A 22,227-nucleotide genomic window follows, 5' to 3' on the forward strand; every position below is an offset into this window, starting at 1 on the left:
CCTTTCTGCCGTCGGCCAATGGGGGACGACGTGTACCAGGGGGAACACCATGCCATCACTCGACGATTTGCTCGGCAGAATTCCGATCGGCGATATCGCCACGAGACTGGGCGTCGACGATGCCACCGCAACGGCTGCCGTAGAGGACGCTCTGCCCGCCATCGTCAGCGCCCTCGAGATGAATACGGAAGACCCGGCGGGTGCCGCGGCTCTCGAAAAGGCGGTGTCGGATCATTCCCCGGCGCTCGCCGATGCGCCGGTCAACCTCGACGAGGTCAACCCGGCCGACGGCGAGAAGATCGTCGGCCACGTCTTTGGCGGACACAAGGACCAGGTCGTCGCCACCCTCTCGGGGAGCACAGGGCAGGCACCGGCACCGGCCGGTCCCGTCGTCGGCGAGTTGCTTCCGATCCTTGCGCCGATCGTGCTGAGCTATCTCGCCGAACAACTTCCGGAGCGCGCGGGGAGCAGCGGAACCGTGCACCCCGTCGGCGCCACGGACAGCAGTACGATCCCCGGCGCCACCACTTCCGCCAGCGGTACGACCGTCAGCGGCTCGACTGCCAGCGGCACTGCCGACGCCAGCGGGATCCGCGAGGTGCTCGGCACGATGCTCGGCGGCAGCGGCAAAACATCGGGCGGGATCGGCGACGTCCTCGGATGCTTTCTCGGCGGTGGCCGCACCTAGGGTGGCCGAGCGTGACGTGACTGCACCGGCACAGCGCCTGGCCTGTCGTGTCGGCCCGCCCGGGTAGGCTGGCAGAGTGCCAGTAAACCCCGAACTTCAGGGTCGCGTGTTCCCGCCGGCCCCGCCATATCTCGTCGGGCTCGAGAAGATTCGCGAATTCTCGAGAGCCGTGTTCGCCACGAACCCCATCCACTTCGCCACGGATGCCGCGCGCGCAGCCGGTCACGCAGACGTCGTTGCGCCGCCGACCTTCCCCGTCGTCGTGCAGGAGCAGACGCTCGCTCAGCTGCTCAGCGAACCGGATGCCGGCATCGACTTCTCGCGGGTCGTCCACGGCGACCAGCGGTTCAGCTTCTCCCGGCCCGTTGTCGCCGGCGATGAACTCACGGCGACCCTCGCGGTGACGAGCGTCAAAACCCTGGGCCCGCACGCCATGGTGACCGCTGAGTCCACCATGGTCGACGCCTCAGGCGCCCACGTCGTCACGGCGACATCCACCCTTGTTGTGCGAGGTGACGAATGAGTACACCCACCCTTGACCAGCTCACCGTCGGTGACGTGATCGCCGAACGTGAGTTCCCGCTGACGCGCGATTCGCTCGTTCGGTACGCGGGAGCATCCGGAGACTTCAACCCCATTCACTACCGTGACGATGTCGCGGCATCCGTCGGCCTGCCCGGTGTTCTCGCACACGGCATGCTCACCATGGGATTCGCCGTTCAGCCGGTTGTCGACTGGATCGGGGACCCCGCTCGGGTCGTCGATTACGCGGTGAAGTTCACCCGGCCGGTCGTCGTCGACCCGCAGGATGGTGCGCTCGTCACCGTTGTGGCGAAGATCGGTGCGATCGAGGCGGGTATCGCCCGTGTCGACCTCACGGTGAGCTTCGACGGCAAGACCGTGCTCGGCAAGGCCCAGGCCCGCGTTGCGCTCGGATAACCGCCGATGACGACACTCGCTGAACTGACGACACTCGGGGTCGGTGGACCCGCCGCGCACACGGTCACCGCCACCACTCGCGACGAACTCATCCACGCGGTCACCACGGTGTGGCACGAGGGCGACGATCCGTTCGTGCTCGGCGGCGGCTCCAACGTGCTCGTCGGCGACGACGGCTATGACGGCACCCTCGTTCGCGTCGCGACGCGGGGTATCGAGCAGGTCGGTGCCGCGAACGGGCGCGTGCTGCTCCGGGTCGAGGCCGGCGAGAGCTGGGACGACCTCGTCGCGTACGCCGTCGACCGCGGCCTCGCCGGAATCGAAGCGCTGAGCGGAATCCCGGGATCATGCGGTGCCGGGCCGATCCAGAACATCGGAGCGTACGGGCAGGAACTGTCGGCGAGTCTCGTCGCCGTCGAACTGCTCGACCGCGAGCACGGCGATCTCGTTCGCGTGCCGGCATCCGAACTGGGCCTCGGCTATCGAACGTCGGTGCTCAAGCGCCACGGCGGCGAGGCACCGGTCCGCGACGGCGTCGTCGTGTCGATCGACGTTGAACTGACGGATGCCGGCGGGCTGAGCGCTCCTGTCGCGTACCCGCAGCTGGCCTCATCGCTCGGCGTCGAGCTTGGCACCCGGCTCCCGATCGCCGACGTGCGGCGCACCGTGCTCGAGCTTCGCCGGTCGAAGGGCATGGTTCTCGACCCGGCAGACCCTGACACCTCGAGCGCCGGATCCTTCTTTACCAATCCCATCGTTTCCGAGTCGTTCGCCCGGTCGTTGCCGGCGGATGCACCGCGCTGGCCGATTGCGGATGATGACGCAGACGACGCGGTCGTCATTCCCCTCGGTGAGTGGACGGGCGAGGTCCCGCGCCCGTCGCTCGAGCATGACGCGAGGGTCAAGCTCTCCGCCGCCTGGCTGATTGAACGCTCGGGCATCCGCCGCGGGTTCCGGCTGCCGGGATCGCGCGCCGCGATTTCGAGCAAGCACACGCTCGCCCTGACCAACACGGGTGGGGCGACGGCCGACGAGATCGCCGCGCTCGCGCGCTACGTGCAGATGCGCGTCGGTGCCGAGTTCGGTGTCGTACTGCAGCCCGAGCCGGTGTTCGTGAACGTCGAGTTCTAGGCGGTCGCGCGCTGGCGCGCCCGGTCGGCCGCGTCCGGTTCGCGCGGGCAGTCGCTGCGCCGAACGCATCAATTGCGGTCGAGAACATCGGTTGCGCGGGATGTTCTCGACCGGAAGTGATGTTCTCGGCGGGTGCAGCGGTTGGGTTCTACCCGAAGAGCTTCTGCAGCCGCTGCACGCCCTCGAGCAGTGCGTCGTCGCCGAGCGCGTAGCTGAAGCGCAGGTAGCCCGACGGGCCGAAGGCCTCACCGGGAACGGCAGCGACCTCGGCCTGATCGAGCATGAGGTCGGCGAGTTCGAGCGACGTCGTCGGGGTGACGCCGTTCCATTCCCGACCGAGCAGCCCCGTGACATCCGCGTACACGTAGAACGCGCCCTGCGGGGTCGGCACCGAGAACCCGTCGATCTTGTTGAGCTCTTTCACGATCACCTGACGCCGTCGGTCGAATGCCAGGCGCATGGTCTCCACGTCGTCCTGGGGGCCGGTGAGCGCGGCGATCGCGGCACGCTGGGCGATGTTGTTCACGTTGCCGGAGAGGTGCGACTGCAGGTTCGAGAGCGCCTTGATGGCGTCGGCCGGGCCGACGGTCCAGCCCACCCGCCAGCCGGTCATCGCGTACGTTTTTGCGACGCCGTTGACGAGCAGGGTCTGCTCGGCGAGCGCCGGGACCGCCTCGACGATCGAGAGGGCCTTCACGCCGTCGTAGGTGAGGTTCTGGTAGATCTCGTCGGAGATCACCCAGATTCCGTGCTCGAGCGCCCACTCGCCGATGGCCCTGGTCTGCTCGGGCGAGTACACGGCACCGGTCGGGTTCGACGGAGACACGAACAGCAGCACCTTCGTGCGCTCGGTGCGTGCGGCTTCGAGCTGCTCGACGGTGACCTGGTAGCCCTGCGATGCGTCCGCGAATACCTCGACGGCAACACCGTCGGCGAGCGCGATGACCTCGGGGTACGTGGTCCAGAACGGCGTCGGCACGATGACCTCGTCGCCCGGGTTGAGCAGCACCTGGAACGCCTCGTAGACGGACTGCTTGCCGCCGTTGGTGACGAGCACCTGGCTCGCGCTTGCGGCGAGACCCGAGTCGCGCAGGGTCTTCGCGGCGATGGCCTCACGCAGGTCAGGGAGCCCGGCTGCCGGCGTGTACCTGTGGTTTTTCTTGTCGCTCGCGGCGGCGATCGCGGCGTCGACGATGTGCTGCGGCGTCGCGAAATCAGGCTCACCAGCGGCGTAGCTGATCACGGGCCGGCCATCGGCCTGCAGCGCCTTGGCCTTCGAATCGACCTTCAGCGTTGCTGACTCGGCGATGGCGGAAATCTTGGTGGAGAGTCTCGGTGTTGTGCTCACCCTAGAAGGGTACCGTCTGCCGTGCGGCCGTAAAGGTTGCAGCGAAGCGGTTCATCAACGCCGCATTACCGGAGAGGATCCGCACGATTCCCCGCTCGATCGCCGCGTCCGCCGTCACCTCACCCGTGATCACCGATCGGATGCCGTGGCCGGCCGCGAAATCGAGATCGGCGTCGGTCGCACCGGAGGCTCCTGGCGAAATGTCGAGCGCCGAACCGTCCACCCTGGCAGTGAGGTGCACGTCACCCACGCGCACACCGTAGGCCGTCGGTTCGTAACCGGTGGCGGCATCCGTTTGGAATACGGATCGAAGATCGAGGGTGAGCGATTCCGCCGTGATGACGTCGTCGTCCGCCGGTTCGCCCGCTGCGCTGAGCCCCCACCGGCTGAGTGCGAGGACGACCTGCTCGAGTTCACGCCCGGCATCGGTGAGGTCGTACACGACCGAGTGGTGGAGCGGGGCGCGACGGATGACGCCGCCCTCCTGCAGCTCTTTCAACCGGGTGCTGAGGATGTTGGTGGGAATGCGCGGCAGCCCGGCCTTGAGATCGGTGTAACGGCGCGGCCCGACGAGCAGGTCGCGAACGATGAGCAGTGCCCACCGTTCGCCGACCAGCTCGAGGGCACTCACCAGGCCGCTGTTCTGACCGTAATTGCGAGCTGTCATGACCGGGCGCGTTTCAAGCCTGAGCGCCCTGTTCTGCCATATAGGTTTCTGGCCCCTTTTCCGCGGCGACGGGATCCATGTAGAGGAAGCCGAGGATGTTGCCGTCCGGGTCCTCGAGGTCGCGTGAATACATGAACCCGTAGTCCTGGGCGGCGCGCGGTTCGGTTCCCCCAGCCGCGAGACCCTTCTCCATCATGGCGTCCACAGCTTCACGGCTGTCCCGGCTGAATCCGGTCGAGGCCTGCGCAGACGTGGTGGTGTCGATGATCTGCTTGTCGGTGAATGTGGCAAAGAATTCATGCGTGAGGAACATGAAGTAGATGTTCGTGTCGACGACGACGCACGCGGCGTTCTCGTCGGTGAACTGCGGATTGATTGTCCAGCCGAGGGCCGTATAGAACGCTTTGCAGCGCTCAAGGTCCGTTGTGGGGAGGTTGACGAAGATGTCGGTCATGGTGTCTCCTTTGACGTTCCGGCGGTGACGGTCACCGTCAGGAGCCATGCTTGCAAAAAGCAAGTAACTCGTCAATACCCCTGTTTTATCGAGGGCCGCCGCCAGGCCTTACGGCACCTCGTCGACCACCGTCGTCGTCACGGCGGTGTAATCCTCAACGGTTCCGGCCGGTATGGCGCCCTGTGCGGCGGGAGTGAGTGAGCGTTGACCGATGAACTGGCCGGTGTCCGGGTCGACGATGATCTCCGGGACTGTGGTGTCGGAGTCGATGCTGAATGCGATCCCGGTGCGTCCGTCCAGTGCGGCATTGCCGTCGGTGATGCGGATACCGGGCAGTAGCGCCAGTGCCTGGTACAGCGTGGAGCGCTGCTCTGCCGCCATCGTGCCGTCGCGGAGCAGCTGTGCGGCGTACGAGAGAGCACCCTCGTCGGTCCCGTTCCCGTAGGGCATGTCGTAAAGGAAGGCCAGGGCTTCCTCCGGGTCGCTCGGCAGAACGGGCGCCGCGACCTCGCCGCCGAGTTCCCGCGCGTGGACGAAGTCTCCGTCCGAATCGCGGCTGATCTGGACGACGCCGTTATCGACGGTGTTTGCCCAGTCGCGCTCGGCTGCGGCGTGTGATGCCTCACCGTAGAACTCCGTGGCCGGCTGTGCGGTCACTCGCTGCACCCAGTCATCGCCGGGGCTGGCAGGAACGAAGACCTCGGTCACCGTGGTCGACCGGTATGCCGAGTAGTCGCCGTCAGCGGTGACCTCGTACGCGAGGAAAGCCTGCTCGGTGGTGATTTTCAGGTACTCGCCCTCGCCAACGAAAGGGTCTGACACGCTGATTGTCCGGTCGGCAGCGTCCCTCAGCGCCTCCGATGCCTGGGCGGCGTCCGGGCTGGGGCCGAACACGACGGTGCCGATCACGAGCGCGGCCGCAAGCGGCACCGCGATGAGGCCAGCGATCAGGGGCCGCCTGGGCGGCTGAGGGGAAACGGGGTGCTCGACGGTGTCGACGAGGATGCGTCGGAGGGCGCTGGCTTGTTCGGTGCCGAGGGAGGTCATCGGGAAGCACTCATTTCGATCGAATCGGTGGTGGTCGTGTCGGTGGGGGATGAGACGGCGCGGGAAGTGGCCGGCGCCAGCAGGTCGGGGGTGATGTCTTGACGCAGGTGACTGGCCAGTGTCTGTTTTGCCCGGTGCAGCCGGGACTTCACGGTTCCCACTGGAACACCGAGCGCCTCTGCGGCCTCGGCTTCACTGAAGCCCTCGATGACGCAGAGGGCGACAACGTCGCGCTGGTGGGTCCCGAGGTCACGGAGCGCCGTCATCGCGGCGCCGTCGTCGGGCATCAGCTCCGGTCCAGCCTGCGACTCGGGTCGGGGAACGTGTTCGAGCAGGTTCCGGTACCGCCGGGCTGCCCGCGAGATGTTCTTCGACGAATGGGATGCGGTCACGAGAAGCCAGGGAAGGAGTGACCCGTTCACAAAGCGGACGTCACCGCGCTTTCGCCACGCTTCAAGAAAGGTGACACCGACGACATCCTGCGCGTCATCGGCGGCCGGTACCATCGCGAGGCTGTGGCGGTAGACGCGCTGGCTGTGCCTGTCGAAGATGCGGGCGAAAGCCTCGCCGTCTCCGGCCAGAACAGCGTGCCACTCGTCGGCGTCGCTCAGGGGAATGCTCATACCTGTAGTGTCCGGCATGCCGCGAAAGGTTCCATCGACCCCAAAGTTTTCTTCGGCGATCGCACAACGGTCCCCGCACGAGCGTGCGGGGACCGTTTGTCAGGGGCGACGCGGATGCCGTCAGGCGAGGTCGACGAGGAACCGCGAGTACGCACCAACGGTGAGGAACGTCGGGAACTCGTCCCTTAGCGCGACGTCACGGAAAACGTCGGCGGCGTCGTCGAACCGGTCGCCGTCGAACCTGTCGACCGACCCGAGCAGCTCGGTGAGGATCTCCTCGACCCGGTCACGGGTGATCGGGGCGCCGTCATCGGTGCGCACGTCCTGGTGAATCCACTGCCAGATCTGCGAGCGGCTGATCTCCGCGGTCGCGGCATCCTCCATCAGGTTGTCGATCGCGGCAGCGCCGATGCCTCGGAGCCACGATTCGAGGTACCGAACGCCGATCGAGACGTTGTCGCGAAGCCCGGCATCCGTCACCGCACGACCGATGTGCACATCGAGCAGCTGCGCCGCGGTCACCTCGACGTCGTCGCGCTGGCGGTCGAGCTGGTTCGGGCGCTCGCCGAGGACAGCATCGAACTCACCGCGGGCCGTCTCGATCAGGTCGGGGTGGGCAACCCAGGTGCCGTCGAAACCGTCGCCGGCCTCGCGTCTCTTGTCTGCCGAGACCTTCTCGATCGCGCGGGCGGTCACCTCGGGGTCGCGACGGTTCGGAATGAAGGCACTCATCCCGCCGATGGCGTGTGCGCCCCGCTTGTGGCAGGTCTTCACGAGCAGTTCGGTGTACGCCCGCATGAACGGAACGGTCATCGTCACCTCGCTGCGGTCGGGCAGAACGAACCGGGCACCGCGGCCGCGGTAGTTCTTGATGATCGAGAAGATGTAATCCCAGCGGCCGGCGTTGAGTCCGGCGCAGTGGTCGCGCAACTCGTAGAGAATCTCGTCCATCTCGAACGCGGCGGGCAGGGTCTCGATGAGCACCGTCGCTCGGATGGTTCCGTGCGGGATGCCTGCGCGCTGTTCGGAGAACGTGAACACGTCGTTCCAGAGGCGGGCTTCCTCGCTCGATTCGAGCTTGGCGAGGTAGAAGTAGGGTCCGCGGCCCGAGTCGATGAGCGCCTGCGCGTTGTGAAGGAAATACAGGCCGAAGTCGACGAGGCTTCCGGATGCCGCCATCGCGTGACCGGCGGAGTCAACGAACCGAAGGTGCTTCTCGACGAGGTGCCAGCCCCGGGGCCGCATCACGATGGTCGGCGTCTCGCCCGTGGTGAGGCGGTATTCCTTTCCCTCTGCGCTGGTGAAGTCGATCTGCCGACGGATCGCGTCGAACAGGGAGATCTGGCCACCGATTACGTTCGCCCAGGTAGGGCTCGTGGCGTCCTCCTGGTCGGCGAGCCACACGTTCGCACCGGAGTTGAGCGCGTTGATGGTCATCTTGCGGTCGGTGGGTCCGGTGATCTCGACGCGGCGGTCGTCGAGACCCGGGCCGGCCCCGGCGACGCGCCAGGTGGCATCCGCCCGGATCGACGCGGTGTCATCGCGGAACTTCGGGTCGCGGCCGTTGCCGATCTCGAACCTGCGGCGCATGCGGTCGGCGAGCCGGTCGTGCCTCGGGCCGGCGAAGCGCTGGTGCAGCTCGGCGAGGAACTGCAGTGCCTCTGGGGTAAGGATCTCGTCGAATCGTTCGTGTATGCGGCCGACGACCTCGATGCGGGGTCCGGTGGGGGTGGAGGAAGCGAATGAGGTGGTGGGTGTCGTGCCGGGTTCGGTGAGCAGAGTGTTCATGATGACAATCCCTTCGGGGGTCGCCCGGCCGCGAACGAACTGTCGCGAACGGCCGGGCGGAAAAGTGGTTAGTGGAACTGGTCTTCTTCGGTCGAGCCGACGAGCGCGAGGGTGGCGCTCGTGGGGTTCAGGGCCGTTGCGATCCGGTCGAAGTAGCCTGTGCCCACTTCGCGCTGGTGCTTGGTCGCGGTGTAGCCGTCTGCCTCCGAGGCGAATTCGGCTTCCTGCAGTTCGACGTATGCGCTCATGGCGCGGTTCTTGTAGTCCTGAGCGAGCGTGAACATTGAGTGGTTCAGCGCGTGGAAGCCGGCCAGCGTGATGAACTGGAAGGCGTAGCCCATTGCCGCGAGTTCCTTCTGGAAGGTCGCGATCTGCGCGTCGTCGAGGTGGGATTTCCAGTTGAACGACGGCGAGCAGTTGTAGGCGAGTTTCTTGCCGGGGAAGTCCTGGTGGATGCGCTCGGCGAACCGGCGGGCGAGCTCGAGGTCAGGCTCGGCCGACTCGACCCAGAGCAGGTCGGCGTATTCGGCGTAGGCGAGGCCACGGGAGATCACGGTGTCGATGCCGTTCGTCACCTCGTAGAACCCTTCGGCGGTGCGGGTTCCGGTGAGGAAGGGGCGGTCGCGTTCGTCGACGTCGCTCGTCAGCAGCGTCGCCGCGAGGGCGTCGGTGCGGGCGATGATGACGCTCGGCACGCCGGCAACGTCGGCGGCGAGCCGAGCGGCATTGAGGGTGCGGATGTGCTGGCTGGTCGGGATGAGGACCTTGCCGCCCATGTGGCCGCACTTCTTCTCGCTCGCGAGCTGGTCTTCCCAGTGCACGCCAGCGGCTCCCGCCGAGATCATGGATGCCATCAGCTCGTAGGCGTTGAGCGGCCCCCCGAATCCGGCCTCAGCGTCGGCGACAATTGGAGCGAGCCAGTCCACAGTGGTGGTTCCGGTCTCGGCGAACTCAATCTGGTCGGCGCGGAGCAGCGCGTTGTTGATGCGGCGGACGACACTCGGAACCGAGTTCGCCGGGTAGAGCGACTGGTCCGGGTAGGTCTGGCCGGAGAGGTTCGCGTCTGCGGCGACCTGCCAGCCGGAGAGGTAGATGGCCTTGAGGCCGGCGCGAACCTGCTGCACGGCCTGGTTGCCGGTGAGGGCACCGAGTGCCGGGACCCACTCCTCGGAGTGGATGAGGTTCCACAGGTTCTCGGCACCGCGGCGGGCGAGGGTTGCGTCCTCACGGACACTGCCCCGAAGCGCGACGACCTCGGCGGCCGTGTAGTCACGCCGGACACCTTCCCAGCGGGGGTTGGCGTCCCACTCGAGCTGCAGTTCGGCCGCGGTCTGGACCTGGTCGCCTGGGCGGGTGTTGTCGGTGCTCATCGTTGTGCTCCTTCGTCGTGGGCCGAACCGGCTTCGAGGAGCCGTGGTTCGGAGGTCGTACAGAGAGTCTGTGGGCCGGATGCCGCGCCGCATCCGGAAAACTCGGTAGAAAAACCGCGATTCTTCTGGTTGTCGAAAGGAGTGCTGAATGCGACGATGGCACCATGACCAGCACCGCAGCTGACCCACGAACTCTCGCGACTGCCGAGCCCGACGAGGGAACCGTCGACGCCCTCCTGCTTGGCCGTCGCATCCGTTCGCTGCGCGTCGCCCGCGGAATGACGCTCGAGCAGCTGGGCGCGGCGATCGACCGCGCTCCATCTCAGGTGTCGACGATCGAGAACGGCAAGCGGGAGCCGAGGCTCTCGATGCTGCGCCAGATCGCTGTGGCGCTCGGTACAACTACCGACGATCTTCTGCACGATGAGGCCCCGAGCGAACGGGCAGCCCTCGAGATCGCCGTCGAGCGTGCCCAGCGCGGCCCGGTGTTCTCCGCACTCGGCATCGACCCGATCCGGGTGTCGAAGGGCCACAGCGATGACACGCTGCGCACGATCCTGGCGCTCGCCACCGAGGTTGAGCGGCTGCACCGCGAACGGGCGGCGACCCCGGAGGAGGCCCGGCGCGCAAATGCGTCACTGCGGGCGACGATGCGAGCGAAAGACAACTACTTCCCCGAGCTCGAGGCGCAGGCGAAGAAACTCCTCGCGGCTGTCGGGCACACCGGCGGCCCCGTGTCACAGCAGCTCGTCGGTGACATGGCCAACCACCTCGGGTTCACGCTGCACTACGTCGGCGACCTGCCGCACTCGACCCGGTCGGTTACCGATTCGCGCAACGGCCGGATCTACCTGCCGACGTCGCAGTCGGCATCCCGCGACTCACGCTCACCGGTCGTGCAGGCCTTCGCGAGTCACGTGCTCGGGCACTCCGAGCCGACGAGTTACGCCGACTTCCTCCGGCAGCGCGTCGAGACCAACTACCTCACGGCGGCGATCCTGCTGCCGGAGTCTGACGCCGTCCGGTTCCTCACCGAGGCGAAGAACTTCCGCCGAATTTCAATGGAGGATCTCCGCGACGCGTTCGCGGTCTCGTACGAGACCGCAGCCCACCGCTTCACCAATCTCGCCACCGCGCGCCTCGGCATCCCTGTGCACTTCACCAAGGTCCACGAATCGGGCACGATCGTGAAGGCGTACTCCAACGACGGAGTGAAGCACCCGACGGATGCCCTCGGCGCGGTCGAGGGGACGACGGTCTGCCGCAAGTGGACGGCGTTCACCGTCTTCGCCGCTGAAGACCGGTTCAGCCCCTGGTACCAGTACACCGACAACCCGAACGGCACGTACTGGTGCACCTCGCGGATCGAGAAGGCCAAGGAGGGTGACTACTCGGTGACCGTCGGGGTGCCGTTCGAGCACGTGAAGTGGTTCCGTGGGCGAGAGACGGCAAACCGGTCGCAGTCGAGCTGCCCGGATGACGGATGCTGCAAGAGCGCACCGAGCGAGCTCGCCGAGAAGTGGGAACACCAGTCGTGGCCGGCGGCGCGGACGCCGACGAGCCTGCTCGCGGCGCTGCCGACCGGCACGTTTCCGGGCGTGGACCAGGTCGAGGTGTACCGGTTCCTCGAGGCGCACGCCCCGGCATAACCGCCCGGCCGGCTCGTGAGTCAGGCGCGAGCGTCGCCCCGGAGGATCTTGACGGCCTCGGCCAGGGTGTCGTCCGCGCCGACATTGCCGGCGAAAACGACGTACGGAAGCCCGCTCAGGGCCGGGTTGTCCTCCCCGACGTGCAGCCAGACCGAGACGATGCCGGGGAACAGCTGGCCCGCAACCATTGCCCGTCGGATCTTCAGACCGCCCGTGGCAACATCGCTCGACGTGATGCCGCCCTTGGCGATCACCCACGCTGGCGTCGCATCGCTGACCGCGATCTCGGTGAGCGCGACGAGCACCGCGGAGACCGTCTGCGCGATCACAAGGCTGGAATGACCGGAGTCGCCTGTGATCTGTTCGCGACTCGAGGCGAGGACGACGTCTGTGCGGCCGAGCGCCGAGATCAGCGCCTCGCCGACCCGCGCGAGTTCGGGGCCGGAGCCTGCCGGGTCGAGCAGTCGCGGCACGTCGACGACAACGGTCTCGATGTCGGTGACCTCAGCGTGCAGGTGCGCGATCTGGCGGGTGGTGAGTTCGACGTGCGATCCGACAACGACGAGTCCGTGGCCAGGGCGCTCGCCCCCTGCGAAGATCTCGTCGTGGGTGAGTGGCTCCCGGGCGGCGATGCCGAGCCTCGCTCCCGGGAACGACGGCCCGCAGCGAGTCAGGACCCTTGCTCCCTGTTCTTCGGCCAGCAACAGCCCGAGCACGACGACGTCGAGGTCGGCCTCCTCGAGCAGGTTGACCGCGACCGGCTGGGCGTCGGTGCAGCCCAGCAGAATGTCACGTACGCGCTCGGGGCCACCCTGGCGGATGTCCTCGAGACCGATGCTGATCACATCCGTTGCCGGGATCGCGCCACCCGTCTTTTCCTCGATGTAATCGGGGAGCGTCGACGCCGAGAATCCGAACGTTGCATCCTTCGCGTAGTTCGAGAGTCCAACGGGAACGAACGTGTCACCCGTGCCGACGTAGTGCACGTCTCCCACCGTCACCCGGCCGGCGGGGAAGTAGGCCGGTGCGAGGAGCAGGGCACTGAACGGCATCCCCGCGGTCGCCGCCTGAGTGATGAGCACGTCCGTCTCAAGCGGGTAGTGCCCACGGAGGGTTGAATCGCCTCGTGCGATCAGCGCGACCTCGGCGCCTCGCTTCCTGGCTTCCCGCTCGACCGCTCTGGCGACCTCTGATACCCGCTCGCGGGCTTCGTCGTCGTTGAATCCCCGCGAATTGGTGAGGATGAAGAACCCGTGGCCGGGCTGGTCGAACGCCCACTCGAGATCATCGGCATCCCAGCTCGTCAGAACCGGGGTGTCGTGAACGGTCTGGCTGCCGGTGGGGTCGTCGTCAAGCACGATCACCCAGCGGTTGCCTGACTCGTAGGCCTCGCGGATCCGCCGGCGTGCGTCGGGAATGGTCAGTGGGTCAGGGAGGCCGGTTGAGAGTTCCTGCATCGTGCGGCTGGCCGACGCGTTGGGTGTGTCGCTCATCTGCTGCTCCCCGTTGATACTGCCGGGCGCCCCGGCGCTGTGGCTCCATCGCCGCTCCGGAACCGCCACGAGCCGTTCCGGGTGACAGCGCCAAATATATAAGATGACGAACACATCCACTGAGGTGTGAGAACCCGCAACGGCGCTGGACAGGAGACCCCCATGACCACGACACCCCCGGCATTCGCCCCTGACACCGTGGCAGTTCTCGGTCTGGGAGCGATGGGACTGCCGATGGCGACGCGACTCGCCAGTGGCCTTTCTGTGCGAGCCTTCGACTTCGATGCAGCACGGATGGCGCTCGCCGTAGAGCGAGGAGTGGACTGTTTCGAGTCGGCTCCCGATGCTGCCCGTGGCGCGGATATCGTGCTGATCGCTGTGAGAAACGGCGATCAACTCGACAGTGCCCTCTTCGGCCCTGACGGCGTCGCCGAGGTGCTGAGGCCTGGAAGCATCGTGATCCTCACCAGCACGATCGGGGCGGATGCCATTCCGGCGACCGTCGAGCGGCTCGCCGCGCGTGGTGTCGAGCTCGTCGATGCCCCGCTGTCCGGCGGTCCGGTTCGGGCGGGGCAGGGCGATCTGCTCATCGTCGTCGGTGCATCGCCGCAGGCGCTTGAGCGGGCGCGACCGGTCCTCGATCTGCTCGCATCGACGCTGACGGTGGTCGGCGACAAGCCGGGGGACGGGCAGGCGATGAAGACCGTCAACCAGCTGCTGTGCGGAGTGCACATTGCTGCAGCGGCTGAGGCCCTTGCCCTCGCTGACGCACTGGGTCTCGATCAGGGCAAGGCACTGGCGGCCCTCGAAGCGGGCGCCGCTGGGTCATTCATGCTCTCGAACCGTGGGCCGCGGATGCTGGAAGCGTACGACGATGACGGCGCGGAGGTGTTGAGCAGGCTCGACATTTTCGTCAAGGACCTGGGCATCGTCGGCGCGGCGACTCGTGCCGCTGGACTGCCGGCGCCGGTCGCCGCCGCGGCCGAACAGTTGTTCCTGCTTGGCCAGGCACAGGGCCTCGGAGCCGCTGACGATTCCGCGGTCATCCGGGTGGTCGCGCCCGGTCGAACCTTCTGACGCCGGCCGGCGACGTCCGGCTGCTTATTCCGTAGTTGTGAGCCATCGACAGGGCTAGAAATATCCTATAGGATTGCTCGCACCACGCACTCAACGTCGAGGAAGACACATGACCAGGCTCTGGAACGAACCCGAGAACTTTGCTGACGAAATGACCGACGGATTCGCGCGCGCCAACGCGCGGTGGGTTCGCCGGGTATCCGGAGGGGTGACTCGATCCACCCGCGCGGAAGAACCGACGGTGTCAGTCGTGATCGGGGGTGGGTCAGGCCATTACCCCGCAGTCGGCGGCCTGGTCGGGCACGGCCTCGCCCACGGGGCTGCCATGGGAAACCTGTTCGCCTCGCCGTCGGCACGACAGGTCGAATCGGTCGCTCGCGCGAGCGAACAGGGCAAGGGCGTCCTGCTGAGCTACGGCAACTACGCCGGCGACGTCCTCCACTTCACCGAGGCACAGGACAAACTCCGTGCTGACGGAATCGACTGCAGGACCGTGACGGTGACCGACGATATCTTCAGCGCGCCAGCGGGCGAGCAGGAGAAGCGCCGGGGGATCGCGGGGGACCTCACGGTGTTCAAGGCCGCCGGCGCCGCCGCCGCGGCCGGGTACGACATGGACGGCGTCGAGCGAGCCGCCATCCTCGCGAACGATCGCACACGCACGATGGGTGTCGCCTTCACCGGGTGCACGCTTCCGGGCGCCGCAGAGCCGCTGTTCACCGTGCCGGAGGGACGGATGGCCATCGGCCTTGGCATCCACGGTGAACCTGGCATCGACGAGGTCGACATCCCCAGCGCAGACGGCCTCGCCGAACTCTTCATCGAGCGCCTCCTCGACTCCGCTGAGATTCCCGACGGGGTCAGCGTGGAGGGTGCGCGGGTGGTTCCCATCCTCAACGGCCTCGGGTCGGTGAAGAACGAGGAACTCTACGTTGTTTTCGACCGCATCGCCACGCTGCTGGAGGATGCCGGTGCCGTGATCGTCGATCCGCACGTCGGCGAGTTCTGCACCAGTTTCGACATGGCCGGTGTCTCGCTCACCCTGCTCTGGCTCGACGACGAGCTCGAGACCCTCTGGCGCGCCCCTGCCGACACACCAGCGTTCCGCACCGGGTCTGTCGACACCAGTGCGCAGGTTGAACGGGACGCGATCGACGACTCGGTTGCCGAGGAGGTCATCCCCGACGCGAGCGACGAGTCCAGGCGTGCTGCTGCGGTGGTTGTCACCGCGCTCGAGGCGATCGTCTCGGTCATCGACGTCAACGCGGAAGAACTCGGCCGCATCGACGCGATCGCCGGGGACGGCGACCACGGAATCGGGATGAAGCGAGGCTCACACGCCGCGCTCACCGCCGCTCGCTCCTCGCACTCGAACGGTGCAGGTGCCCAGAGCGTGCTCGCTTCGGCGGCGGATGAGTGGTCGAACCGGGCCGGCGGCACCTCCGGTGCGATTTGGGCGGTCATCCTCCGCACCGTGGGCGAGCGGCTCGGCAACACGGCACCGGTCACGGCGGCGGCCGTTGCCGATGGGCTCGACGGTGCCAGCACAGCAGTGATGGACTTCGGCAAGGCGAAGGTTGGCGACAAGACGATGGTTGACGCCCTCGTGCCCTTCGCTGAAACGCTCAGGCAACGTGTCGGTTCCGGCGATACTCTTGCCGTCGCCTGGTCGGCGGCGAGCACTGCCGCACAGGATGCGGCGGACGGCACGGCCGACATGATGCCGGGGATGGGGCGTGCCAGGTCCCACGGCGACAAGGCGCTCGGGGTCGCGGATCCCGGTGCGGTTTCACTCGCGATGATCGCGGCAGCGATCAAGGACGTCCTGCCGGCAACATCCGGTCTCTGATTTATCCACGAACAGGAGCACAACATGAGCGCACTTCGAATTGTCGTCGGCTCTGACGACGCAGGATTTGAGTACAAGGAACGGCTGAAGGCCGACCTCGAGGGCAGCGACCTCGTGGCATCCGTTACCGACGTCGGTGTGAACGCCGACGGTCACACCAACTACCCGACGATCGCCATAGCGGCAGCGGAGATGGTTGCCAGGGGCGAGGCCGACCGGGCCCTCCTCGTGTGCGGGACCGGCCTCGGCGTCGCCATTGCGGCGAACAAGGTTGCCGGGGTGCGCGCCGTCACGGCCCACGACCCGTACTCCGTGGAGCGCGCCGTGCTCTCGAACAACGCGCAGGTGCTGTGCATGGGCCAGCGCGTCGTCGGCCTCGAGCTCGCTCGCCGCCTGGTGCGCGAGTGGCTGACCTATCACTTCGACGAGTCGAGTGCCTCCAACGACAAGGTGCAGGAGATCCGCAGCTACGAAGGCGTCTGATGCCGCCGGCCGGCTCCCCCCGGTTTCTGATCGGGGTGAGCCACAAGATGTACTTCAGCCACGCTCGCACCGTGGACTGGTGCCGTGACGTCGCCGCCATCGCCCGGGACCACCCGGCGATTGCGGACGGAACGGTCGAGCTCTTCGTCATCCCGACATATCTCTCAGTGCCCGCCGCGCTCGAGGCGTTCCAATCGGTCGCCCTCGTCGGCGCGCAGGATCTGAGCACCGAGGATTCCGGGGCGTACACGGGCGAGGTGAGCGGATCGGAGATCGCAGAACTGGGCTGTCGCGTGGTCGAGGTCGGCCATGCCGAACGGCGGCGCCTCTTCGGGGAGACCGACGAGATCGTCGCCAGCAAGACGGATGCCGCGCTGCGCAACGGCCTCGATCCTGTGCTCTGCATCGGTGAAGCGGTGCGCACGAGGGCTGAGGACGCCATCGCCGACTGCACGGCCCACATCGCTTCAGCACTCGAGCCGAGCCGCACAGCCGGCCACCACGGCCGGGTCATCGTCGCCTACGAACCCCACTGGGCGATCGGCGCGCCGGAGCCGGCGTCCGCCGAGTACATCGGCACCGTGTGCTCCGCGCTGCGTGAGTACGTGGGTTCGCTCAGCGACTTCCCCGGATCGGTAGTGATTTACGGCGGCAGTGCCGGCCCCGGCCTTCTCGGCGAGATCGCCGACAGTGTCGACGGCATGTTCCTCGGCAGGTTCGCTCACGACCCCGAAGCCGTGCGCGTCATCCTCGACGAAGCAGCGGACGCAGCGACGTGACCAGCGGCGCTGGTACTCTCGAGAGCGGACCGCCGAGGAGAGCCCATGTCTGAATCCACCTACCCGCTTGGACAAGCGGGGGTGATTGAGCGCAAAGGGCTCAGGGACCGCGTCTACGACCTCGTGCTCGACATGCTCGTCAGCCAGTCCGTCGCACCAGGCACCCGACTCTCGATCGACGCGATCGCCCGCGACCTCAACGTGTCACCGACGCCCGTGCGCGAGGCGCTCGTCCAGCTCGAGCGCACGGGACTCGTGACGAGGGAGCCGCTCAAGGGGTACCGGGTCGCCCCGCAGATCACCGACGGACAGCTCGAGTCGCTCTTCGATACCCGGATCGTGCTCGAGGGCGGTGCCGCGGCTCTCGCGGCGCGGCACTCCGACGACCTGGTCCCGCAGCTCGAGGCAGCACTCGATGAGCACCGGAGGATCACCGAGCGAGTGCGTGCCGCCGCCGAGGCAGGCAGCCTCTCCGTGGCGTTGCTGCGCGAGTACTTCGCCGTTGACTGGAACTTCCACCACCTCATCTTCGAGGGCACGAACAACCCCTTTCTGATCGACATGTCCGAGGTCATCTCGACGAGGGTGCACCGCATGCGCCAAACGGTGCTGAGCGGTGTCACCGACGCCGAAGACGCGGTGAGCGAGCACTCCCGCATCATCGACGCGTTTCGGACGGGCGACCCGGATGCCGTTGCTGCGGCGATGCGGGATCACATCGAGCGGGTGCGGTCCCGTTCGCGCTCCGATGCCCACACGCAGTAGCTGCCGTGCGCACACGACAATGGACCGGATCCCCGCGGGATCCGGTCCATTGTCGTTGACCGAGCTGTCGTGTCTGGAGCTGTCGTGGAGCGTTGCTCAGTGACCGGGAGGAGCGTCTTCGAGCAGGGCATCTGCCCTCGCCCTGAAGAACCGGGTGCAGTAGAGCATTGCAGCGGCGAGGAACGCGAAGACGCCGAGCGAGACAACGCCCCAGGTGCCGCTCTCGGTCGGAATCGCCTCATTGATACCCGTTCGCATGATCGGCGCGACGAAGCCACCGAGGTTTCCGAGCGAGTTGATGAGGCCGATTCCGGCCGCAGCCGCTGTTCCGGTGAGGAACGCCGTCGGGTATGACCACGTGATCGGCCCGACCGAGAGGAAGCTCGCAACGGCGATCGTGATGAACAGGATGCCGAGGAACGGCATGCCATTCGCGCCAGCCCAGGCGGAGCCCAGAATGGCGAGGCCGGTGAGAAGGTAGAACATTGTTCCCCAGTTGCGCCGGCGGATGATTGTCGATGCGTGCTTTCCGAAGAAGTAGCAGGCGAAGAGTCCGACAAGCCACGGGATCGCCGAGATCAGCCCGACCTGCCAGCCGACCTCCTGCCCGATCAGTCCGGAGACCTGTTGGGGCAGGTAGAACGTGGTGCCGTAGACAGCGATCTGGAGGCAGAAGTAGATGATGGTGAAGTACCACACCTTCCAGCTCGACATTGCGCGCCAGATGCCGGATGGGCCGTCCTCCGTGCGCACGACGTCTTCTCTCGCCATCACCTCGGTGAGGGCGTCCTTCTCCTCCTGGTTCAGGAACTTCGCCTTTTGCGGACTGTTCACGAGGAAGAAGAGTGCTGCAATACCGGCTACCACCGCCAGCATGCCCTCGACGAAGAACATGACCTGCCAGCCCTGCCACGGGGTGACCGTGTCACCGAAGCTGATCAGTCCACCGCTGAGTGGGGCGCCAAGCATCTGCGAGAACGGCTGCGCCAGGTAGAAAATGGCGAACATCTGAACGCGGACCTTGTTGGGGAACCACTCGGCCAGGAACATGATCACACCGGGGAACAGACCGGCCTCTGTGACTCCGAGGAGGAATCGCAGGATGATGAACATCGTGTCGTCCGTCGTGAAAGCGAACGCCGCCGCGACGATGCCCCACGTGATCGCGATCCGGGCGAGCCAGAACCTCGCACCGAACTTCTTCAGCAGCAGGTTGCTCGGGATCTCGAAGATCGCGTAGCCGATGAAGAAGATGCCGGCTCCGAGTGCGAATGCTCCCTCCGAGATTCCGCGATCGACCGAGAGCGCTTCCTGGGCGAAACCGATGTTCGTGCGGTCGAGGAATGCCACGAAATAGAGGATGACGAGCATCGGCATGAGGTGCCGTGCCGCCTTGGAAATAGCCGACTTGAGCGCCGGGCTGTGCGCGTTGGGATCAACGTTCACAGAGGGGTTGAATGTGGACAATCTGCTCTCCTTTGAGTTCTCTGTCGGTTCGGCTTTATATCAGTTGAGTTTTAGATCGGTCGATATGGTCGTGCGGCGACTCCCGGGAGGCAGACCGGGCGACGGTTAAACGGCTCAGCCGAAGATGCTCGGTGCGAGCAACCAGATCCCGACGCCGACGAGGATGATGCCGACGACGAGAAAGAGGATGCGGCCCGGGGACCAGGGGCGTGGTGTTCCTGTCATGGTGATCTTTCAGTGCATGTAGAGGCCGCCGTCAACGTTCAGGGTCTGACCCGTCACGAATCCGGCGTCCTCGCTGATGAGGTAGGCGATGGCGGCGGCGATGTCTCTCGGGGTTCCGATCCGCGGGAGGACGCCGTCGGCTGCCATGGCTTCCTTGCGCTCGTCGGTGAGCGTCCCGCCCATGATGTCGGTGTCGATCGGACCGGGGGAGATGACGTTGACCGTGATGCCGTCGCGGCCCAGTTCGCGGGCGACGCTGCGCGAGAACCCGATGACGCCGGCCTTCGCGGCGGAATACGCCGTCTTGCTGAACGTGCCTCCACCGCGCTGCGCCGAGACCGACGAGAGGTTGACGACGCGGCCGACCCCGTTCTTCACCATGGACTCGACGGCGCGTCGGGTGGCGAAGTGAACACCGTTGAGGTTGATCCCTATGACCCGGTTCCACTCATCGGCGGTGACCTCGAGGTAGGGAACCGGTGACGAGACACCGGCGAGGTTCACCAGCGCGAGAACCTGGGGCAGCGCAGCTTCGAGTTCGTCGAATGCTGCGCGGACCTGAGCTTCGTCGGCGACATTCGCGCCAGCGCCTGCCGCGACGACACCGTGCTGTTGCACAATGTCCGCTGCGACGGATGCCGCGGCGTCCGCGTCGATGTCAATGATGCCGATGTTCCAGCCCAACTCTGCAAGGTAGTGGGCGGACGCGCGACCGATGCCGCGCGGTGACGCCGCACCGGTGAGGATGACGGTGCGGGATTCCGGGAACCGGGATGCCATGGTGAATCCGATCGGGTCAGTTCGACGGGTGAAGGGGTGCCGGGCCGAGCTCGTCCATGAGCTTCTTGATGGCAACGTACGCCTTATTGCGGTACGCGATGAGCTCCGCCGTGCGGTCCGCGGGCACATCGAGGTAACCCGCGCCCGTCTTGGTGCCGAACTTGCCGGCGTCCACGAGCTCTTTGAGAGAGTTCGGCGTGGCGAAACGCTCGGGCCAGCGGGTTTGGAGCGAGGCGTAGCAGAACGAGTAGACGTCGAGCCCTGCCATGTCGGCGATGGCGAACGGCCCGAACACCGGAAAGCGGAAACCGAAGGTGGTCCGCACGATCGTGTCGATGTCTTCGGGGGTGGCCACGCCCTCTTCAACCAGTTGGGTTGCCTCGTGGAACAGCGCATACTGCAGGCGGTTGAGCACGAATCCCGTTGAGTCCTTGACGCGAGCGGTTTCCTTGCCTGTCGCCCTGACGATCTCCTCGGCGACCTCGATCGCGGCCGGGTCGGTGCTCTCGTGTGGGATGAGTTCAACGCCGGGAATGAAGGGAGCCGGGTTCGAGAAGTGGACGCCGAGGAAACGCGACGGGTTGACGACGGCCTCCGCGAGCGACCCGATCAGAATCGTCGAGGTGTTCGAGCCGATGATCGCGTCGGGGCGCGCTGCCTCGCTGATCCGCTTGAGCGTCGCGTGTTTGATCTCGATCTTCTCGGGAACGGCCTCCTCGATGAAATCCGCGTCGGCGACAGCCTCCTCGATGGATGCGGCCGGTGAGACGTTGGACTGAATTCGCTCGACAGCGTCGGCGGGGAACAAGCCGTCAGCGACGAACTGGCGTGCCTCATCGATGAGGCGCTCGTAGTTCGTGACGGCGATCTCCTCGGAGATGTCTGCGATGCGGACGGTGGCGCCCGACAGGGCGAGCACCTGTGCGATGCCACCGCCCATGTATCCGGAACCGACGACGGCGATGGTGCGGTTGGTCATATTTTTCTCCTCGGACGTGGATGGATCGGAGTTGGCGTAAGTCTGGTCGGTCGAGCGCACGCGTGGGTCGTGCCGGCGTGCGAGGTCGTGGGCGTGGTCCAGGTCATGGTCGAGTCACGCTCGTGTCGGCGGGGGAGTTCGACGCGCGGTGCCACGCGGCGGCGGCTCAGCCCTGCCGTACTCGCGTGGTCATCAGTCGGCATGCGTGCTCCATTGCAGTCGGGGGCCGCCTTGAGGTCCCATATCCTATAGGAAGACTAAGGGCCGCCCCGTCGCTTGTAAAGAGAAGTCGCCTGTAAACAGAAACGGTTCTCGTCCGTGGTTGACCGTCGTGGCGGTTAGTGGGCCCGCCGAGCCGGTGCGGCGTCGGCGTCGTGTTTGCGGAGAGCATTTCGCCCTGTACACTTGGGGAGGTAGTTGAAATCTGCCAAGCTTTTTTGCGCCTATTTTCCTCTTTTTCCGGTGAACGCCGGGAGAGAGGATTGCGGTTCAGGATCGTGAATCAGGTTTTTGCTTCCCGACCGGGTATCCGGTCATAGGGCGGTGGCTCAATTGGTAGAGCAGCGGTCTCCAAAACCGCAGGTTGCAGGTTCAAGTCCTGTCCGCCCTGCGCGTCGGTGTTAACA

Annotated in this window: 21 protein-coding genes and 1 tRNA gene; 11 read left to right on the plus strand and 11 right to left on the minus strand. The window is 66.3% G+C overall.

Annotated elements, in window-relative coordinates:
- The first annotated feature begins 49 nt into the window (after positions 1–49).
- From C3E77_RS02055 to C3E77_RS02070, 4 genes are all read left to right on the plus strand, one after another.
- Entirely contained in the window at positions 50–688 is a 639-nt protein-coding gene (locus C3E77_RS02055; protein ID WP_108390118.1) for a DUF937 domain-containing protein, read from the plus strand.
- Positions 689–764: 76 nt separating this feature from the next.
- A complete protein-coding gene (locus tag C3E77_RS02060) occupies positions 765–1,211 on the plus strand; it encodes an FAS1-like dehydratase domain-containing protein (RefSeq protein WP_108390119.1) in 447 nt (148 codons plus the stop codon).
- Positions 1,208–1,627 (plus strand): MaoC family dehydratase, encoded by a 420-nt coding sequence (locus C3E77_RS02065; RefSeq protein WP_108390120.1) that lies wholly within the window; start codon positions 1,208–1,210, stop codon positions 1,625–1,627. The genes C3E77_RS02060 and C3E77_RS02065 overlap by 4 nt, the downstream gene beginning before the upstream one ends.
- A gap of 6 nt (positions 1,628–1,633) precedes the next feature.
- Positions 1,634–2,758: a UDP-N-acetylmuramate dehydrogenase gene (locus tag C3E77_RS02070; protein WP_108390121.1), complete on the plus strand. Its 1,125-nt coding sequence runs from the start codon at positions 1,634–1,636 to the stop codon at positions 2,756–2,758.
- A 148-nt stretch (positions 2,759–2,906) separates the two neighbouring features.
- On the opposite strand, the gene C3E77_RS02075 is transcribed toward C3E77_RS02070, so the two are convergent.
- The 7 genes from C3E77_RS02075 to aceA form a co-directional block, all read right to left on the minus strand.
- Positions 2,907–4,106, minus strand: a complete 1,200-nt coding sequence (locus C3E77_RS02075) for a pyridoxal phosphate-dependent aminotransferase (protein ID WP_108390122.1) — start codon at positions 4,104–4,106, stop codon at positions 2,907–2,909.
- Between the two features lies 1 nt (position 4,107).
- Positions 4,108–4,773, minus strand: coding sequence for a winged helix-turn-helix transcriptional regulator (locus C3E77_RS02080; RefSeq protein WP_108390123.1), 666 nt, complete (start codon positions 4,771–4,773; stop codon positions 4,108–4,110).
- Between the two features lie 13 nt (positions 4,774–4,786).
- The gene (locus C3E77_RS02085; protein ID WP_108390124.1) at positions 4,787–5,227 is read right to left on the minus strand and encodes a VOC family protein; all 441 of its coding nucleotides are present in this window, start codon (positions 5,225–5,227) and stop codon (positions 4,787–4,789) included.
- Positions 5,228–5,335: 108 nt separating this feature from the next.
- Positions 5,336–6,274, minus strand: a complete 939-nt coding sequence (locus C3E77_RS02090) for a hypothetical protein (protein WP_108390125.1) — start codon at positions 6,272–6,274, stop codon at positions 5,336–5,338.
- The gene (locus tag C3E77_RS02095) at positions 6,271–6,897 is read right to left on the minus strand and encodes an RNA polymerase sigma factor (RefSeq protein WP_108390126.1); all 627 of its coding nucleotides are present in this window, start codon (positions 6,895–6,897) and stop codon (positions 6,271–6,273) included. The genes C3E77_RS02090 and C3E77_RS02095 overlap by 4 nt, the downstream gene beginning before the upstream one ends.
- A gap of 120 nt (positions 6,898–7,017) precedes the next feature.
- A complete protein-coding gene (gene aceB / locus C3E77_RS02100; RefSeq protein WP_108390127.1) occupies positions 7,018–8,685 on the minus strand; it encodes a malate synthase A in 1,668 nt (555 codons plus the stop codon).
- Between the two features lie 68 nt (positions 8,686–8,753).
- Positions 8,754–10,055, minus strand: a complete 1,302-nt coding sequence (aceA, locus tag C3E77_RS02105) for an isocitrate lyase (protein WP_108390128.1) — start codon at positions 10,053–10,055, stop codon at positions 8,754–8,756.
- A gap of 164 nt (positions 10,056–10,219) precedes the next feature.
- On the opposite strand from aceA, the gene C3E77_RS02110 reads away from it, so the two are divergent.
- Positions 10,220–11,704, plus strand: a complete 1,485-nt coding sequence (locus C3E77_RS02110; protein WP_108390129.1) for a helix-turn-helix transcriptional regulator — start codon at positions 10,220–10,222, stop codon at positions 11,702–11,704.
- A 20-nt stretch (positions 11,705–11,724) separates the two neighbouring features.
- Here C3E77_RS02110 and C3E77_RS02115 read toward each other — a convergent pair whose 3' ends face one another.
- The gene (locus C3E77_RS02115; RefSeq protein ID WP_162924886.1) at positions 11,725–13,197 is read right to left on the minus strand and encodes a four-carbon acid sugar kinase family protein; all 1,473 of its coding nucleotides are present in this window, start codon (positions 13,195–13,197) and stop codon (positions 11,725–11,727) included.
- 162 nt (positions 13,198–13,359) lie between these two features.
- Here C3E77_RS02115 and C3E77_RS02120 point away from each other — a divergent pair, with 162 nt between their 5' ends.
- The 5 genes from C3E77_RS02120 to C3E77_RS02140 all read left to right on the plus strand — a co-directional run bounded on the left by C3E77_RS02120 (position 13,360) and on the right by C3E77_RS02140 (position 18,150).
- Complete coding sequence (locus C3E77_RS02120; protein ID WP_108390131.1) at positions 13,360–14,274, plus strand: NAD(P)-dependent oxidoreductase; 915 nt, start codon at positions 13,360–13,362, stop codon at positions 14,272–14,274.
- A gap of 109 nt (positions 14,275–14,383) precedes the next feature.
- The gene (locus tag C3E77_RS02125) at positions 14,384–16,123 is read left to right on the plus strand and encodes a dihydroxyacetone kinase family protein (RefSeq protein WP_108390132.1); all 1,740 of its coding nucleotides are present in this window, start codon (positions 14,384–14,386) and stop codon (positions 16,121–16,123) included.
- A gap of 24 nt (positions 16,124–16,147) precedes the next feature.
- Entirely contained in the window at positions 16,148–16,606 is a 459-nt protein-coding gene (locus tag C3E77_RS02130; protein ID WP_108390133.1) for a ribose-5-phosphate isomerase, read from the plus strand.
- A 35-nt stretch (positions 16,607–16,641) separates the two neighbouring features.
- Positions 16,642–17,385, plus strand: a complete 744-nt coding sequence (locus C3E77_RS02135) for a triose-phosphate isomerase family protein (protein ID WP_335583238.1) — start codon at positions 16,642–16,644, stop codon at positions 17,383–17,385.
- Between the two features lie 45 nt (positions 17,386–17,430).
- Positions 17,431–18,150 (plus strand): GntR family transcriptional regulator, encoded by a 720-nt coding sequence (locus C3E77_RS02140; protein ID WP_108390135.1) that lies wholly within the window; start codon positions 17,431–17,433, stop codon positions 18,148–18,150.
- A gap of 96 nt (positions 18,151–18,246) precedes the next feature.
- Here the strand turns inward: C3E77_RS02140 and C3E77_RS02145 are convergent, their stop codons facing one another.
- The 3 genes from C3E77_RS02145 to C3E77_RS02155 form a co-directional block, all read right to left on the minus strand.
- On the minus strand, positions 18,247–19,617 hold the full coding sequence (locus tag C3E77_RS02145) for an MFS transporter (RefSeq protein WP_234031260.1): 1,371 nt from the start codon (positions 19,615–19,617) through the stop codon (positions 18,247–18,249).
- A gap of 234 nt (positions 19,618–19,851) precedes the next feature.
- Positions 19,852–20,622, minus strand: a complete 771-nt coding sequence (locus C3E77_RS02150) for an SDR family oxidoreductase (protein ID WP_108390136.1) — start codon at positions 20,620–20,622, stop codon at positions 19,852–19,854.
- A gap of 16 nt (positions 20,623–20,638) precedes the next feature.
- The gene (locus C3E77_RS02155; RefSeq protein ID WP_108390137.1) at positions 20,639–21,601 is read right to left on the minus strand and encodes a 3-hydroxyacyl-CoA dehydrogenase family protein; all 963 of its coding nucleotides are present in this window, start codon (positions 21,599–21,601) and stop codon (positions 20,639–20,641) included.
- 537 nt (positions 21,602–22,138) lie between these two features.
- Between C3E77_RS02155 and C3E77_RS02160 the strand changes: the two genes are divergently transcribed.
- Positions 22,139–22,211: transfer RNA gene (locus C3E77_RS02160), tRNA-Trp, on the plus strand.
- Positions 22,212–22,227 lie beyond the last annotated feature (16 nt).

The sequence above is a fragment of the Mycetocola zhujimingii genome (genome assembly GCF_003065425.1).
Taxonomy (GTDB): domain Bacteria; phylum Actinomycetota; class Actinomycetes; order Actinomycetales; family Microbacteriaceae; genus Mycetocola_A; species Mycetocola_A zhujimingii.

What these genes read in the sequence shown, in the direction of transcription:
- C3E77_RS02080 (WP_108390123.1), bottom strand. Translation starts at nt 4,773, where the DNA reads ATGACAGCTCGCAATTACGGTCAGAACAGCGGCCTGGTGAGTGCCCTC.
- C3E77_RS02115 (WP_162924886.1), bottom strand. Translation starts at nt 13,197, where the DNA reads ATGAGCGACACACCCAACGCGTCGGCCAGCCGCACGATGCAGGAACTC.
- C3E77_RS02130 (WP_108390133.1), top strand. Translation starts at nt 16,148, where the DNA reads ATGAGCGCACTTCGAATTGTCGTCGGCTCTGACGACGCAGGATTTGAG.
- C3E77_RS02095 (WP_108390126.1), bottom strand. Translation starts at nt 6,897, where the DNA reads ATGAGCATTCCCCTGAGCGACGCCGACGAGTGGCACGCTGTTCTGGCC.
- C3E77_RS02110 (WP_108390129.1), top strand. Translation starts at nt 10,220, where the DNA reads ATGACCAGCACCGCAGCTGACCCACGAACTCTCGCGACTGCCGAGCCC.
- C3E77_RS02155 (WP_108390137.1), bottom strand. Translation starts at nt 21,601, where the DNA reads ATGACCAACCGCACCATCGCCGTCGTCGGTTCCGGATACATGGGCGGT.
- C3E77_RS02090 (WP_108390125.1), bottom strand. Translation starts at nt 6,274, where the DNA reads ATGACCTCCCTCGGCACCGAACAAGCCAGCGCCCTCCGACGCATCCTC.
- C3E77_RS02125 (WP_108390132.1), top strand. Translation starts at nt 14,384, where the DNA reads ATGACCAGGCTCTGGAACGAACCCGAGAACTTTGCTGACGAAATGACC.
- C3E77_RS02065 (WP_108390120.1), top strand. Translation starts at nt 1,208, where the DNA reads ATGAGTACACCCACCCTTGACCAGCTCACCGTCGGTGACGTGATCGCC.
- C3E77_RS02140 (WP_108390135.1), top strand. Translation starts at nt 17,431, where the DNA reads ATGTCTGAATCCACCTACCCGCTTGGACAAGCGGGGGTGATTGAGCGC.
- C3E77_RS02070 (WP_108390121.1), top strand. Translation starts at nt 1,634, where the DNA reads ATGACGACACTCGCTGAACTGACGACACTCGGGGTCGGTGGACCCGCC.
- C3E77_RS02150 (WP_108390136.1), bottom strand. Translation starts at nt 20,622, where the DNA reads ATGGCATCCCGGTTCCCGGAATCCCGCACCGTCATCCTCACCGGTGCG.
- C3E77_RS02085 (WP_108390124.1), bottom strand. Translation starts at nt 5,227, where the DNA reads ATGACCGACATCTTCGTCAACCTCCCCACAACGGACCTTGAGCGCTGC.
- C3E77_RS02120 (WP_108390131.1), top strand. Translation starts at nt 13,360, where the DNA reads ATGACCACGACACCCCCGGCATTCGCCCCTGACACCGTGGCAGTTCTC.
- aceB (WP_108390127.1), bottom strand. Translation starts at nt 8,685, where the DNA reads ATGAACACTCTGCTCACCGAACCCGGCACGACACCCACCACCTCATTC.
- aceA (WP_108390128.1), bottom strand. Translation starts at nt 10,055, where the DNA reads ATGAGCACCGACAACACCCGCCCAGGCGACCAGGTCCAGACCGCGGCC.
- C3E77_RS02055 (WP_108390118.1), top strand. Translation starts at nt 50, where the DNA reads ATGCCATCACTCGACGATTTGCTCGGCAGAATTCCGATCGGCGATATC.